Origin of the sequence: Mycobacterium botniense, assembly GCF_010723305.1 — a bacterium.
GTDB classification, from domain to species: Bacteria; Actinomycetota; Actinomycetes; order Mycobacteriales; family Mycobacteriaceae; genus Mycobacterium; species Mycobacterium botniense.
In genome coordinates, this window is record NZ_BLKW01000002.1 from 443574 (window position 1) to 457118 (window position 13545).

The window sequence follows — 13545 nt, forward strand, 5'->3', positions numbered from 1 at the left end:
AAACTTTTTTCAGGCGGGCGGCCGGGTCGGCCGCTTTCGGTCACGCCTGCCACGGCTGCCACCCCAGTATCAGGCTCGTCACGGTGTCAATCCGGGCCCGTCTCCTCATCCCCGGTGGACGGCACCCCCAGTGCCCGGACGAAGCCGGCAGGAACCACGATGTCATCGGGAATCAGGTCGTGAACCGAGGCACGGCCGAGGCCCATCAGCGCCGACTCAATACCGCCGCGCAGAATGTCGAGCACGTTTTCCACACCCGCCTGCCCGGCCGCCGCCAGCCCCCACAGGTAGGCGCGACCGATCATCACAGCGCGTGCGCCCAGTGCCAGCGCCTTGACCACGTCGCCGCCGCGGCGGATACCGCCGTCCAGGACCACTTCGACCTGGTCACCGACCGCCGCCGCCACGGTGGGCAGCGCCCGAATCGTCGCGGGTGTGCCGTCGAGGTTATTGCCCCCGTGATTAGAGACCGAGATCGCCGACACACCAACATCAACAGCTCGTCTGGCGTCGTCGACGCGCATCACGCCTTTGAGCATGAACGGTCCGCCCCACAGCTCGCGCAGCCAGGCGATGTCGTCCCAGGTCGGCGGCGGTGTGGCCATCCACTGCCCATACGCGGTGAAAAACGGCGGCCCCGGCTCCCCTCGCCGGCCCTGGTTGGGCACCCGCAAGGTCGGCGGCCGCAGCGTCTTGGCGTACGCCCACAGCCAGCCCGGCCGTGCGATCGCCTCCGGGAACAGTCGCAGCATGGTGCGCACATTCATCTGTTCGGGGATCTTTGGGCTGCCCCAGTCGCGCCCATGCGAGAAGGTCCAGTCGGTTGTCACGATCAAGCCGGCCGCTCCGGCTTGTCGGGCCCGTTCGACCCGCTCAGCGATGACGTCGCGGCTGCCCAGCCAGTAAACCTGGAAGAACAGCTTCGGGTTAGCGGCGATCACCTCTTCGATGGGTTTGCTGGCGAACGAGGACAATCCCATTGCCGTGCCGCGCGCGGCCGCAGCGCGAGCGACAGCCACCTCACCGTCAGGATGTACCGCCTGGACACCAGTCGGGGCGATGATCACAGGTAATGAAAGTTCCTGTCCCATAAGGGTGGTAGACAAATCACGCGTTTGAGTCGCACCTACCACATGAGGAGCGAAGCCGAGCTCGCTGAATGCGTCAACGTTGTCGGCGACTGTGATTCCCTTCTCACTAGCCGAAATAAGAGATGAATAAACAGATTTCGGTAGCCGGCGTTTCGCTCGTTGCTGGGCGATGGCGACCGTCTCGAACCAGGTGTCACGAGCCACGGCTAGATGGGGCTTTCGTCGCAGCGTCGCAGCGGCGGACGTCGCGACAGCGTCAGCGCGACCGGCCCACCGGCCCGAGATGCACGGGAATGGTCGCTGCTCGGTCGCGGCTTGCCGGGGGCGCGGGCCAGCGCCGCCGCGCCGTGCCCTTGCACGCATTCGGGGTCCGGTCCGGACAACGGCAGGCCGGTGAAAAATTTTGCCGCCATGCAACCGCCGCGGCAGCCCGCGTAATGTTCGCAGCCGGCGCAAGCGCCGGCCGACTGTGGTTCGCGCAGCTCACGAAACAGCGGGGCGTTCTTCCACACATTTTCAAAACCGCCGTCTGACAGCACATTTCCGGCAAGAAAACGGTCATGTATGGCGAAGGGGCAAGCGTACACATCGCCCACCGGATCGATCAGGCACACCACCCGCCCCGCTCCGCACATGTTCAGCCCGGCCAGCGCTCCGGGTTCACCCAGCCCCGACAGGTGAAAGAACGAGTCGCCGGTGAGCACCCGTTCGCCTTTGGCAACGAGCCAGTCATACAGCGCTATCTGCTGCTCAGCAGTCGGGCGCAGCTCATCCCAGACATCTGCCCCCCGCCCCGATGGTCGCAGCCGGGTGATCCGCAAGGTTGCGCCGTAACGACTTGCCAGCGCGGCAAACTCGTCAAGCTGGCCGACATTGTGCCGAGTGACGACAACAGAGATCTTGGCGTTGCGGAAACCCGCTGCCGCAAGATTTTCCAGAGCGCGCACCGCCATCGCGTACGATCCGGCGCCGCGAACAGCATCGTTGACCTCGGCAGTCGCGCCATCGAGTGAGACCTGGACGTCCACGTAGTCGCTGGCCGCCAGCCGCGCAGCCACCTCGGAGGTGATGCGCACACCGTTGGTGGAGAATTTCACCCCGACGCGGTGTTCGGTCGCATAGTCAACGAGCTCCCAAAAGTCTTGGCGCACAGTGGGTTCGCCGCCGCCGATGTTAACGTAGAATACCTGCATCCGCTCCAGCTCATCGATGATGGCTTTGCACTGCCCAGTGGATAACTCATGCGGATCGCGTTTGCCGGAGGACGACAGGCAGTGCACGCAGGACAGGTTGCACGCATATGTCAGCTCCCAGGTCAGGCAGATGGGCGCATCCAGACCACGCTCGAAATGCTCCACCAGCCGGGGTGCAGCCGCTGTCACGCCTCTACCTTCGGCTCGCGGGGCACCAGCATGTTTGAACCCGCCAGCACACCCAGTGCGTCCAGATACGGGCCAACTTCAGCGTCATCGACGCCGACTGCGCGACAAGCTGATTGGGCGTCGGGATGCTCGGCCAGCGCCTGCACCACCGCCACGATCGTGCGGTTTTTCAGAAACGAGAGCTTGCGCGTGCCGAAGTGATACAGCAACGCGCCGAACGGCTCGGGACGCATCGCTACCTGCGGATGTAACCGCCAGCCACGATCGGGGTGGAATGCGCCGGCCTGGGCCGGAGTTGACACGGTCAGTAGACCCCGCACATCCCGTCGATCGACACTTCTTCCACCAGGGTTTCGCTCACCAATTCGGCGCCGGTGTGCTGCTGCGTCTCGGTACCGGTCTGGGTCCGCTGGTCCATGAAGATCCCTTTCGTCATCTGGTCGACAACTCGGCGTCGATCCGGTCAGAATCGTGGTCAGGATATGGCATCGAGTGCCGAAATGGAAGGGCGGATTTATGCTGCCTCGGCTCCGGGTCGGTCGGCGCCGCTCGACGACACGCGACCACATTGCCAACGTCGCGATCGAGCTGTTCGCCGCCCGCGGATTCGACGAGGTGAGCGTCGACGACGTTGCACAGGCCGCCGGTATCGCACGGCGCACCCTGTTCCGCTATTACGCGTCGAAAAACGCCATCCCCTGGGGCGATTTCGACGCGCATTTGCAGCATTTGCGGGATCTGCTCGATCACGTTGACCCACGGGTGAGGCTGGCCGACGCTTTGCGCGGAGCGCTATTGGATTTCAACACGTTTGACGAGTCGGAGACGGCCCGGCACCGCCAGCGCATGCGGGTCATTTTGCAAACGGCCGAACTGCAGGCCTACTCGATGACGATGTATGCCGGATGGCGAGATGTCATCGCGCGATTTGTGGCCCGCCGAGCAGGTGTCCGCACCACTGACCTGCTGCCCCAAACCATCGCCTGGATCATGCTGGGGATGGCGCTTTCGGCTTACGAGCACTGGCTGGAAGACGAATCCGTCTCACTGCCTGAGGCGCTCGGCAATGCGTTCGACCTTGTCCGCGGCGGCCTGGATCGGCTGGACGGGTGAGCGGGCTCGAGCACCTGCTGCGCTCGCTGCGGGCGCAAGGGCACGCCTGCGCGGCTTTGGGTTCTCCGATGTACGGTGAACTGCTTGACCGGGTCGCCGCGGACGTCACGGCCGGTGGCATCTTCGCGGCGGTGCTGGCCGGCCATGAGAACGACCCCGCGCGACTGGCGCTGCCACTTCGACTGCTCGGTGGGCTGCACCGGCTGGTCCTTGACGGTCGCGCACCGGCGTTGCGCCGCTGGTACCCGAGCACTGGGGGCAGCTGGAATGCGCAGCGGGCTTGGCCGGATATCACACTGGTTGCGGCGCGGCATGTCGGGTCGTTGCGCGCCGTACTCAATCGGCCGCCCCAAACCAACGAGGTAGGCAGATCCGCCGCGCTGCTCGGCGGATTGCTGATCCTTTATCACCGATTCACTTTGCCGATCAGGCTTTTCGAGATCGGATCAAGTGCCGGGCTGAATCTGCGAGCAGACCAGTACCGCTATCGCTACCGCGGCGGGCAGTGGGGTCCCACAGACTCACCGGTGACCATCGACGACGCGTGGCATGGCCGGCTGCCGCCCACCGGTGCGCTGCCGATCGTGGAACGGCGGGGCTATGACATCGCGCCTATCGACCCGACCAGTGCCGCAGGCGAAGTGACCCTGTTGAGTTATGTGTGGCCGGACATGACCGACCGGCTGGACCGGTTGCGCAATGCCATCGGCGTCGCCCGGCGCGTTCCGGTCCGGCTGCAGCGGCGCCCGGCGGCGGACGCAGTCGCCGGCCTGTGCCTCGGCGAAAATGCATTGACTGTGCTATGGCACTCGGTCACCTGGCAGTACCTGTCCACCGGCGAACAAGCCGCTGTCCGCGCGGGAATCGAGACCCTGGGCGCCCAGGCTGATACCCGCTCACCGTTCGTGCATCTGGCGATGGAACCGGCCCGCCGCACACCCGATGCTCCGCACGCGTTTTTGCTGCGCGCCCGCAGCTGGCCGGGCGGCGACGATCGGATCCTGGCCGAATGCGCCCCGCACGGCCCACCGGTGACCTGGGAATAGACCTCACACTCAGCTGAGTGAGTGCGAGCGTGCATGTTTGCACGCCGACACGCCGTTGGTGACGGCAGAGTGTGCACGCTCGCGGTGCCGGCCAGACACGAACCTCAGCCCAGGACCTCGGAGATCGGTGCCCCGGCAGCGATTTTGGCGCGGGTTTTCATCACCCTGGCGGGCATGCCGGCGCCCACGGCGCCGACGAACATACCGTCGCGCTCGTAGTAGGCCAAAAACCGGCGCCCGTCGTCTTCGACCAGGTGCACGATGTCGCTGGCGTGCGGCTCACCCAGGCACTGGATCTTGATGTCGTACTGGTCGCTCCAAAAGTACGGGACGACAACGGTCGACGGTAACTCCTGGCCGAGCATTGCGGGCACCGCAACCCGGACCTGTTCGGCAACGTTGCTCCAATGCTCGACGCGTACTTGATTTCCCATGGAATCACGCCAAGAAGCGACATCACCAAGCGCCCACACATGGGGTGCGCTGGTGCGCCCCCTGTCATCGCAGATCACCCCATCGTCGACTTTGATACCGCTGCCCTCCAGCCAGTCGGTCGCCGGCCGCGAGCCGATGCCCACCACTACCAGATCGGTGGCCACGTCGGCGCCGTCGGTCAGCACGACTTTCTCCACATGTCCCTGACCGTGCACCGCCGCCACCGCAAGCCCGGTGCGCAGGTCGACACCTTCGGCGCGGTGCAGCCGCGCCACCAGTGCACCGATCTGCTCGCCGAGCACCGCTGCCAGCGGCGCGGGCTGGGGCTCGACCAGCACCACCTGTATCCCCAGGCCGCGCAGGCTGGCCGCCACCTCACAGCCGATGAACCCGGCGCCGACGACCACTGCGCTCCGCGCAGCCGACGCATGGCGGCGTAACGCCAGGCTCTCATCGTAGGAGCGCAGCACCCGGATTCCCTCGAGGTCGGGAAACACCGGAATGCGCCGCGGTACCAGCCCGGTTGCGATCACGAGCTCGTCGTAGCCGAGCACCGTGCCGTCGTCGAGAGTCACGGTCTGCGCCGCGGTGTCCAGGCTGGTAGCGGCCGAGCCCAGTCGCACTGTGATGTGGTGTTCTTCGTAGAACTCGCGGGGTTTGAGCGTCACATCATCGACTTCGCCGCGCAGCACCTCCTTAGACAGCGGGGGCCGGTCGTAGGGGAGATGTTGCTCGTCGCTGACGATCGTGACGGGACCGGGGTAGCCCGCGCGACGCAGGTGTTCGGCGGTACGGGCCGCGGCCAGGCCCCCGCCCACGATCACGATCCCTTGTGCGGGCGTATCGCCGTGCCCGCGTGCGCTACTGGTCACGTGCAGTTCATACACGATCGCGGCGCCGGGTTGCGCACCAGCCTGCCGATCGGCGCCGCGTCAGTACTTCAACACGCCTTTGTCGATAGGGATCTGGGCGCCCGACAACGTAGCCGACCCGTCGCCGGCCAGCCAGACCACCACGTCAGACACCTCTTCGGGAGTCATGAAACCTTTGGGCTGTAACGGCATTGGCGGGAAGCTATGCACATAGCTGGGGTGCTTGGCCAGTAGCTGTATCATCGCGTCGGTTTCGATCATCGGGGTGTCGACCGAATACGGGTGGATGGAGTTGACCCGGATGCCGAATTCGGCAACCTCGAGAGCCAGCGTGTTAGTCAACCCGACCAGGCCGTATTTGGCAGCCGAGTAGTGACCGTTGCCCGGGGTGGCTTTGACACCGGCGGCCGAGCTGACCACCACGATCGAGCCGCCGTTGCCGGCCTCGATCATCGCGGGCACCACGGCGCGCAGCGTGCGCCAGGTGCCGGACAGGTTGATTCCCACGACCGTGTCCCATTGTTCGTCGCTGAGTTCCCAGACTCGGCCCCAGCCGAGTACACCGGCGTTGGCCACCAGGATGTCGAGCCGGCCGAATTGCTCGACGCCGTCGGACACCAGTTGCCGCAGCGCCACGTCGTCACGGATGTCGACCTCACGCGCCACCACCTTGCGTCCGGCGGCTTCCACGGCGCGGACTGTCTCGGCGAGATCCTCGGGGGTGGCCGGCGGGTAGGTGATCGTGTCCGACACCGGCGCGCAGATATCCAGGGCGATGATGTCGGCGCCCTCCCGGGCCAGTCGCACGGCATGGGCACGTCCCTGACCGCGCGCGGCACCGGTGATCAACGCCACGCGTCCCTGCAGTGTGCCGGCAGGGCCAGCCATCGCCCGTCCTTTCCTCGGTCCGCGATCAGGCTAGCAACCGCATTGCACCGTGTTCTACCCGGCGACGATATGCGCCGCCTGTGCCACGACAGCGGATTCACGCCTCGGTGGTGGCGCCAACCCGCTTCGGGCATGCTCCCGGCCGGTCAGCGCCTCGGTCGCGGGCCGGTCCTTCCGCTGCCGGCACCGCCCGCCACACCCACACCCGGCCGCTGGCGGAGCGGCAGAACCGCGAAAGCCCCATTTCGTGGCGAAATGCGGGCTTTCGCGTCTGCTGACGCCGAACGTGGCCTACTTGATGATCTTCGTGACGCGGCCCGCCCCGACGGTGCGGCCACCCTCGCGGATCGCGAAGCGCAGCCCCTCATCCATCGCGACCGGCTGGATCAGCTTGACTTTGATATTGGTGTTGTCGCCGGGCATCACCATCTCGGTGCCTTCCGGCAGCGTCACCACACCGGTCACGTCGGTGGTGCGGAAGTAGAATTGGGGGCGATAGTTGGTGAAAAACGGTGTGTGCCGGCCGCCCTCGTCCTTAGACAGGACATAAACCTGAGCCTCGAACTCGGTGTGGGGTGTGATGGTGCCCGGTTTGGTGACGACCTGACCGCGCTCGACCTCGTCACGCTTGACGCCGCGCAGCAGCAAACCGACATTGTCGCCGGCCTGCCCCTGATCGAGCAGCTTGCGGAACATCTCCACACCGGTGACGGTCGTCTTCATCGTGCTCGGCCGGATACCGACAATCTCGACTTCCTCGTTGACGTTGATCACGCCCCGCTCGACCCGGCCGGTGACCACGGTGCCGCGACCGGTGATCGTGAACACGTCTTCGACGGGCATCAGGAACGGTTTGTCGATCTCGCGCACCGGGTCGGGGATCGACTCGTCGACAGCTTGCATGAGCTCTTCGATGCTGGCGACCCACTTCGGGTCTCCCTCAAGCGCCTTCAGTGCGGAAACCCGCACAACCGGGGCGTCCTCATCGAACTCCTGGGCGGCCAGCAGTTCGCGAACCTCCATCTCGACGAGCTCGAGCAGCTCCTCGTCCTCGACCATGTCGGCCTTGTTCAGCGCGACGAGGATGTAGGGAACACCAACCTGGCGGGCGAGCAGCACGTGCTCGCGGGTCTGCGGCATCGGGCCGTCGTTGGCCGCGACCACCAGGATCGCGCCGTCCATCTGGGCGGCACCGGTGATCATGTTCTTGATGTAGTCGGCGTGGCCAGGGGCGTCGACATGCGCGTAGTGGCGCTTCTCCGTCTGGTATTCCACGTGGGCGATGTTGATGGTGATACCACGCTGACGTTCCTCGGGCGCATTATCGATCTGCTCGAACGCCTTGACCTCGTTCAGATCGGGGAATTTGTCGTGCAGAACCTTGGTGATCGCTGCGGTCAGCGTGGTCTTGCCGTGGTCGATGTGACCGATTGTCCCGATGTTGACGTGCGGCTTCGTCCGCTGGAACTTCGCCTTCGCCACTTTGGTGTCCTCCTGGACTTGTTAGTGCTTGTTAAAGCAGTGTTGATGTTTTCAGTTGTGCCGCTAGTGACCGGGCAAGGTTACTCCCCGTCGCCGTCGCGGTGGTCGTTGCTCGGCTCAAGACATCACTGGCCCGTCGCCTTCGCGATGATTTCCTTCGACACCTGCGCTGGGACTTCGGCGTAGGAGTCGAACAACATCGAGTAGTTCGCCCGGCCTTGAGTCTTCGACCGCAGGTCGCCCACATAGCCGAACATCTCCGACAGCGGCACATGTGCCTTTACGACGCGTGCACCGCCGCGCTCCTCCATGGCCTGAATCTGACCACGGCGGGAGTTCAGGTCGCCGATCACATCGCCCATGTAATCCTCGGGGGTAATGACCTCGACAGCCATGATCGGCTCCAGGATCACCGGCTGGGCCTGCGCCACAGCTTTTTTCAGCGCCTGCGCGCCGGCGATCTTGAACGCCATCTCTGAGGAGTCCACCTCGTGGAAGGCGCCGTCTTCGAGCGTGACCTTCAGGTTGACCAGGGGGTAGCCGGCCAACACACCGTATTGCATGGCGTCTTGCGCACCGGCGTCCACCGCGGGGATGAACTCGCGCGGGACCCGCCCACCTGTCACCTTGTTCTCGAACTCGTACGTCGCGCCGTCTTCGCCGGTGAACGGCTCGACGCTGATGATGACCTTCGCGTATTGGCCGGCGCCGCCGGTCTGCTTCTTGTGGGTGTACTCGACGTGCTCCACCTTGCGGCGGATGGTCTCCTTGTAGGCCACCTGCGGCTTGCCGACGTTGGCCTCGACCTTGAACTCGCGGCGCATCCGGTCGACCAGGATGTCCAGGTGCAGCTCGCCCATCCCGCCGATCACGGTCTGCCCGGTTTCAGGGTCTTGATGCACCTTGAAGGTCGGATCCTCCTCGGCGAGCTTCTGTATCGCCGCTGACAGCTTCTCCTGGTCGCTCTTGGTCTTTGGCTCGATGGCCACCTCGATGACCGGGTCGGGGAAGGTCATCGATTCCAGCACGATCTGATCGTTGGGGTCGGATAACGTGTCCCCGGTGGTGGTGTCCTTGAGGCCGATCACCGCGTAGATGTGGCCGGCGGACGCGGTGTCCACGGGGTTCTCCTTATTGGAGTGCATCTGAAACAGCTTGCCCAGACGCTCTTTCTTGCCCTTGGTGGCATTGATGACCTGCGAGCCCGACTCGACCTTGCCCGAGTAGACGCGGATGTAGGTGAGTTTGCCGAAAAACGGGTGGGTCGCGATCTTGAACGCCAGCGCGGCGAAGGGCTCCTCGGTGCTCGCGTGGCGGATTACCTCCACATCCTCATGCCCCGGCGCATGCCCGATCGCGGGAGGTAGATCCAGTGGAGACGGCAGATAGTCGACCACAGCGTCCAGCATCGGCTGCACACCCTTGTTCTTGAAGGCACTGCCGCACAGCACCGGAGTGATCTCGATGGCGATCGTCAGCTTGCGGATCGCCGCTTTGATCTCCTCGACGGTGATCTCCTCCCCGCCGACGTACTTTTCCAGTAAGTGCTCGTCGGATTCGGCGATCGTTTCCAGCAGCTTGGTGCGGTACTCCTCGGCCGTCTCGGCCAGCTCCGGCGGAATGTCAATGATGTCGTACTTTTCGCCGAGTTTGGTTTCACCGCGCCAGACTTTGGCGTTCATCTCGACGAGGTCGACGACGCCTTCGAACTCGCTCTCGGAGCCGATCGGTAATTGAATCGGCACCGCGTTGGCGCCGAGCCGCTCTTCCATCGTCTTGACCGAGAAGTAGAAGTCGGCGCCGATCTTGTCCATCTTGTTGACGAAGCAGATGCGAGGGACGTGGTAGCGGTCGGCCTGCCGCCACACCTGCTCGGACTGCGGCTCGACGCCCTCCTTACCATCGAAGACCGCGACCGCACCGTCGAGCACCCGCAGATTGCGCTCCACTTCGACGGTGAAGTCCACGTGGCCGGGGGTGTCGATGATGTTGAGCTGGTTGCCTTTCCAGAACGTCGTGGTAGCCGCGGAGGTGATGGTGATCCCCCGCTCCTGTTCCTGCTCCATCCAGTCCATGGTGGCGGCGCCCTCATGGACCTCACCCATCTTGTAGTTAATGCCGGTGTAGTACAGGATCCGCTCGGTTGTCGTCGTCTTACCGGCATCAATGTGCGCCATGATGCCGAAGTTGCGGACCTTGCTCAGGTCGGTTAGCACGTCCTTCTGTGCCACAGAAGTCTTCCCACTCTTTCAGTTGCTTGCTCTCGTTTGCTGTATTCCCGCCTCCGGCCACGCTGCCGGATATCGCCGTCACGCGGCTCCGCTGCCGGCGACTGTCACCAGCGATAGTGTGCAAAAGCGCGGTTCGCCTCGGCCATCTTGTGCGTGTCCTCACGTCGCTTGACCGAGGCCCCCAGACCGTTGCTGGCATCCAGGATTTCGTTTGCCAGGCGCTCGACCATGGTCTTCTCCCGGCGTTGCCGCGCGAAGGTGACGAGCCAGCGCAGCGCCAGCGTCGTCGCCCGGTCGGCGCGCACCTCGACGGGCACCTGATAGGTCGCACCGCCCACCCGGCGGCTGCGCACCTCCAGGGCCGGTCTCACATTGTCCAGAGCGCGCTTGAGCGTAATGACCGGATCGGTGCCGGTCTTTTCGCGGGCTTGTTCGAGCGCACCATAGACAATGCGCTCAGCCAGGGATTTCTTCCCTTTCAGCAGAACTTTGTTCACCAACTGGGTGACCAGTTGTGATCCGTAGACCGGGTCGTTGACCAGCGGACGCTTGGGCGCCGGTCCCTTGCGCGGCATCAGCCCTTCTCCTTCTTGGCGCCATAGCGGCTGCGGGCTTGCTTACGGTTTTTGACACCCTGGGTGTCGAGCGAGCCGCGGATGATCTTGTACCGCACCCCGGGCAGGTCTTTAACCCGCCCGCCGCGCACCAACACCATCGAGTGTTCCTGCAGGTTATGACCCTCGCCGGGGATGTACGCCGTCACCTCAACCTGGCTGGTCAGCTTCACACGCGCGACCTTCCGCAGCGCCGAGTTCGGTTTTTTCGGCGTGGTGGTGTACACCCGGGTGCACACGCCACGCCGCTGCGGGCTGCCCTTGAGCGCGGCCGTCTTGACCTTCGCGACCTTGTCGCGGCGCCCCTTGCGGACCAGCTGCTGGATGGTTGGCATCTACCGGCTTCCTGTGTTGCGTTGTATGGTCTGTCCTGCAGTTATGCCCGGCCGCAGTACCCCGCGACCGGGTGTGTCGCATGCGCTTGCCCCGGACCTATCCCGTTGCGGCGTGGACATGCGAATTGGCCCGGCGTGCGCGCCTACGTCACCAAAGGCGCCGTGAGCCGCCAGGCACGAGCTACCACAATACCTGCCCCCGGTCGGGCGGGTCAAAGCGACGCCACCCACCCCGGCACCGGGTCATCGCAGCTTTCTAGCCCTGCCGGTCGGGGTCCCGTCGGCGCTCCAGGCCTGCCGCCAGCCGCAGCACCATATCGGTGAAGAGCGCGTCGGTGTCGATGTCGTCCATCACACCCGTCATCTCGAGCAACACGAACCCATGCAGTGCCGACCAGAACTCCAGTGCCGCGTGGAAGGCTTGCTCGCCGGTCAGGCCGTAGGAGGACAGCACCGCGATCACCGGCGCGGCTGCAGCCCTGGTCGCCGCGGTGTAGTCGGGGTCATCACCGCCCGGTGGCATCCGGGTGAACGCCGCATACCTCCCGGGGTGGTGATGGGCGTAGCTGCGGTAGGCGCCCGCCATGACCAGCACAGCGTCGTCGCCGCTGCGGCCCTGCCCGGCCCTGTGGAGCATGCCGATGATGTCGTCGATGACGCGCATCCGTACGGTCCGGCGCAGATCCTCCAGGCTGTGCACGTGGTTGTACAGCGATGGCCCCTTGGTTCCGAGTTGGGTCGCCAGCGCGTTGATGCTCAGCGCATCCCAGCCTTCCCGGTCTAAGAAGGTAAGGGCAGCGTTGACGATGACATCGCGGCTCAGCCTGGCCGACCGCGGGACTGATCTGCTGCCGGCACGCGAGCGGCTCGCCGCTGACGGCTGATCCGGCTGAGCTGTCATGGCGATCACCCTTCGGTTGCCACGATGGTCACCACCGCGTTCCCCGGCGGAAGGTCAGCGAAGAACTCTAGTGGACGTAGCGCCCAACCCGCGCCATGCCTGGGCTGGCGCGGCACGCCGCCGGCGCACCGCTTTTTGCTGCCCACCGGCGAAACCGATCGCCCGCACATCAACCAACACGCCCATCGCGCACCCGGATGCACGTACGCTCAGACGAGCAGACCATGCGCTCTGGCGAGAGGAGCAGCCGGTGAAAACAGCGCTTGTCGGCTCGATGCTGGTCGCCTGGGCGCTTGCCGTCCCGGCCGCGTTGACGGGCGGGACACCGGCCGCGAACGCCAAAAACGGCGATACCCATATCACCGGGCAAGGCGTCGAGCAGACGGTGGACTGCAATGACTCCACATTGCTGGTCGACGGCACCGCCAACACCGTCCACGCGCTGGGCACCTGCTGGGCGGTGACGATGATGGGATCGGGTAATACGGTCATCGCAGACACTGTCGTCAACGACATCACCGTCTACGGGTGGAATGAAACGGTGTACTTCCACAACGGCGACCCGTTCATCTGGGACCGCGGCCGTGAACTGGGCATGGTCAACCGGATCACCCGGGTGCCGACGTGAGACCGGCTGCGTTCGAGATCAGGGGCAAAGCCGCATACGGCGCCAATAGCGGGACGGATAGAGGGATGATGCGGGCCATCAGCACCGACTTCACCAGACCGGCGGCCGGGGCGCTGGCCGTCACGCTCGCGGCCCTGCTGGCGGCTTTCGCGCCGGCCGGCTGCGCTCCGAAGAACAAGGGCGCGGCCCCGTCGACCACGAGCACGGCAAGCGCCGGCGCGCAGTTCGAGGTAGGCAACACACTCAACTACGCCTCATTCGGCACGACTGCCGAACTTGACTGCGGCAACGGCAAATCGCTGGACGTCGGCGGTTCCAACAACACCTTGACCGTCAAGGGCACCTGCGCGTCGGTGAATATCGGCGGCGCAGACAACAAAGTCACCCTCGACAAGATCGACCAGCATCTCAGTGTGGTGGGGCTGAACAACACCGTCATCTACAAAAGTGGTGACCCGAAGGTCGATAACCTCGGCTCGGGTAACACCATCACCAAAAAGTGACCGCCGGGCCAGCGATTAGACCAG

General features: G+C 64.9%; 15 protein-coding genes. 4 read left to right on the forward strand and 11 right to left on the reverse strand.

Annotated features, from left to right (window positions below; translation table 11 throughout):
- Window positions 1-86 precede the first annotated feature (86 nt).
- The 4 genes from mftD to mftA are packed head-to-tail and all read right to left on the reverse strand — an operon-like array spanning window position 87 to window position 2909.
- Window positions 87-1295, reverse strand: coding sequence for a pre-mycofactocin synthase MftD (gene mftD, locus G6N08_RS02360; RefSeq protein WP_163753882.1), 1209 nt, complete (start codon window positions 1293-1295; stop codon window positions 87-89).
- A gap of 2 nt (window positions 1296-1297) precedes the next feature.
- Window positions 1298-2473 carry a mycofactocin radical SAM maturase gene (mftC, locus tag G6N08_RS02365; RefSeq protein WP_163753884.1) on the reverse strand — a complete coding sequence of 392 codons (1176 nt, stop codon included), beginning with the start codon at window positions 2471-2473 and terminating at the stop codon, window positions 1298-1300.
- Complete coding sequence (gene mftB / locus G6N08_RS02370) at window positions 2470-2775, reverse strand: mycofactocin biosynthesis chaperone MftB (RefSeq protein WP_371868942.1); 306 nt, start codon at window positions 2773-2775, stop codon at window positions 2470-2472. Before mftB ends, mftC begins: the two co-directional genes overlap by 4 nt.
- 2 nt (window positions 2776-2777) lie before the next feature.
- Entirely contained in the window at window positions 2778-2909 is a 132-nt protein-coding gene (gene mftA / locus G6N08_RS02375) for a mycofactocin precursor MftA (protein WP_246216575.1), read from the reverse strand.
- An 80-nt stretch (window positions 2910-2989) separates the two neighbouring features.
- Between mftA and mftR the strand changes: the two genes are divergently transcribed.
- Window positions 2990-3586 (forward strand): mycofactocin system transcriptional regulator MftR, encoded by a 597-nt coding sequence (gene mftR / locus G6N08_RS02380; protein WP_163753886.1) that lies wholly within the window; start codon window positions 2990-2992, stop codon window positions 3584-3586.
- Window positions 3583-4632 (forward strand): DUF2332 domain-containing protein, encoded by a 1050-nt coding sequence (locus G6N08_RS02385; RefSeq protein WP_163753887.1) that lies wholly within the window; start codon window positions 3583-3585, stop codon window positions 4630-4632. Before mftR ends, G6N08_RS02385 begins: the two co-directional genes overlap by 4 nt.
- Window positions 4633-4736: 104 nt before the next feature.
- Here the strand turns inward: G6N08_RS02385 and G6N08_RS02390 are convergent, their stop codons facing one another.
- The 7 genes from G6N08_RS02390 to G6N08_RS02420 all read right to left on the reverse strand — a co-directional run bounded on the left by G6N08_RS02390 (window position 4737) and on the right by G6N08_RS02420 (window position 12390).
- Complete coding sequence (locus G6N08_RS02390; RefSeq protein WP_174813272.1) at window positions 4737-5945, reverse strand: NAD(P)/FAD-dependent oxidoreductase; 1209 nt, start codon at window positions 5943-5945, stop codon at window positions 4737-4739.
- Between the two features lie 54 nt (window positions 5946-5999).
- Window positions 6000-6827, reverse strand: a complete 828-nt coding sequence (locus tag G6N08_RS02395; protein ID WP_163753889.1) for a mycofactocin-coupled SDR family oxidoreductase — start codon at window positions 6825-6827, stop codon at window positions 6000-6002.
- A 291-nt stretch (window positions 6828-7118) separates the two neighbouring features.
- Window positions 7119-8309 (reverse strand): elongation factor Tu, encoded by a 1191-nt coding sequence (tuf, locus tag G6N08_RS02400; RefSeq protein WP_163753890.1) that lies wholly within the window; start codon window positions 8307-8309, stop codon window positions 7119-7121.
- Window positions 8310-8434: 125 nt separating this feature from the next.
- Window positions 8435-10540 carry an elongation factor G gene (fusA, locus tag G6N08_RS02405; RefSeq protein WP_163753891.1) on the reverse strand — a complete coding sequence of 702 codons (2106 nt, stop codon included), beginning with the start codon at window positions 10538-10540 and terminating at the stop codon, window positions 8435-8437.
- A gap of 104 nt (window positions 10541-10644) precedes the next feature.
- The gene (gene rpsG / locus G6N08_RS02410; RefSeq protein WP_163753892.1) at window positions 10645-11115 is read right to left on the reverse strand and encodes a 30S ribosomal protein S7; all 471 of its coding nucleotides are present in this window, start codon (window positions 11113-11115) and stop codon (window positions 10645-10647) included.
- Complete coding sequence (rpsL, locus tag G6N08_RS02415) at window positions 11115-11489, reverse strand: 30S ribosomal protein S12 (protein WP_163753893.1); 375 nt, start codon at window positions 11487-11489, stop codon at window positions 11115-11117. The genes rpsG and rpsL overlap by 1 nt, the downstream gene beginning before the upstream one ends.
- A 256-nt stretch (window positions 11490-11745) precedes the next feature.
- Complete coding sequence (locus G6N08_RS02420; RefSeq protein ID WP_163753894.1) at window positions 11746-12390, reverse strand: TetR/AcrR family transcriptional regulator; 645 nt, start codon at window positions 12388-12390, stop codon at window positions 11746-11748.
- Window positions 12391-12664: 274 nt separating this feature from the next.
- Between G6N08_RS02420 and G6N08_RS02425 the strand changes: the two genes are divergently transcribed.
- Together G6N08_RS02425 and G6N08_RS02430 are read left to right on the forward strand one after the other, a co-directional pair.
- Window positions 12665-13018: a DUF3060 domain-containing protein gene (locus G6N08_RS02425; protein ID WP_163756558.1), complete on the forward strand. Its 354-nt coding sequence runs from the start codon at window positions 12665-12667 to the stop codon at window positions 13016-13018.
- Window positions 13019-13083: 65 nt separating this feature from the next.
- The gene (locus G6N08_RS02430) at window positions 13084-13521 is read left to right on the forward strand and encodes a DUF3060 domain-containing protein (RefSeq protein ID WP_246216576.1); all 438 of its coding nucleotides are present in this window, start codon (window positions 13084-13086) and stop codon (window positions 13519-13521) included.
- Window positions 13522-13545 lie beyond the last annotated feature (24 nt).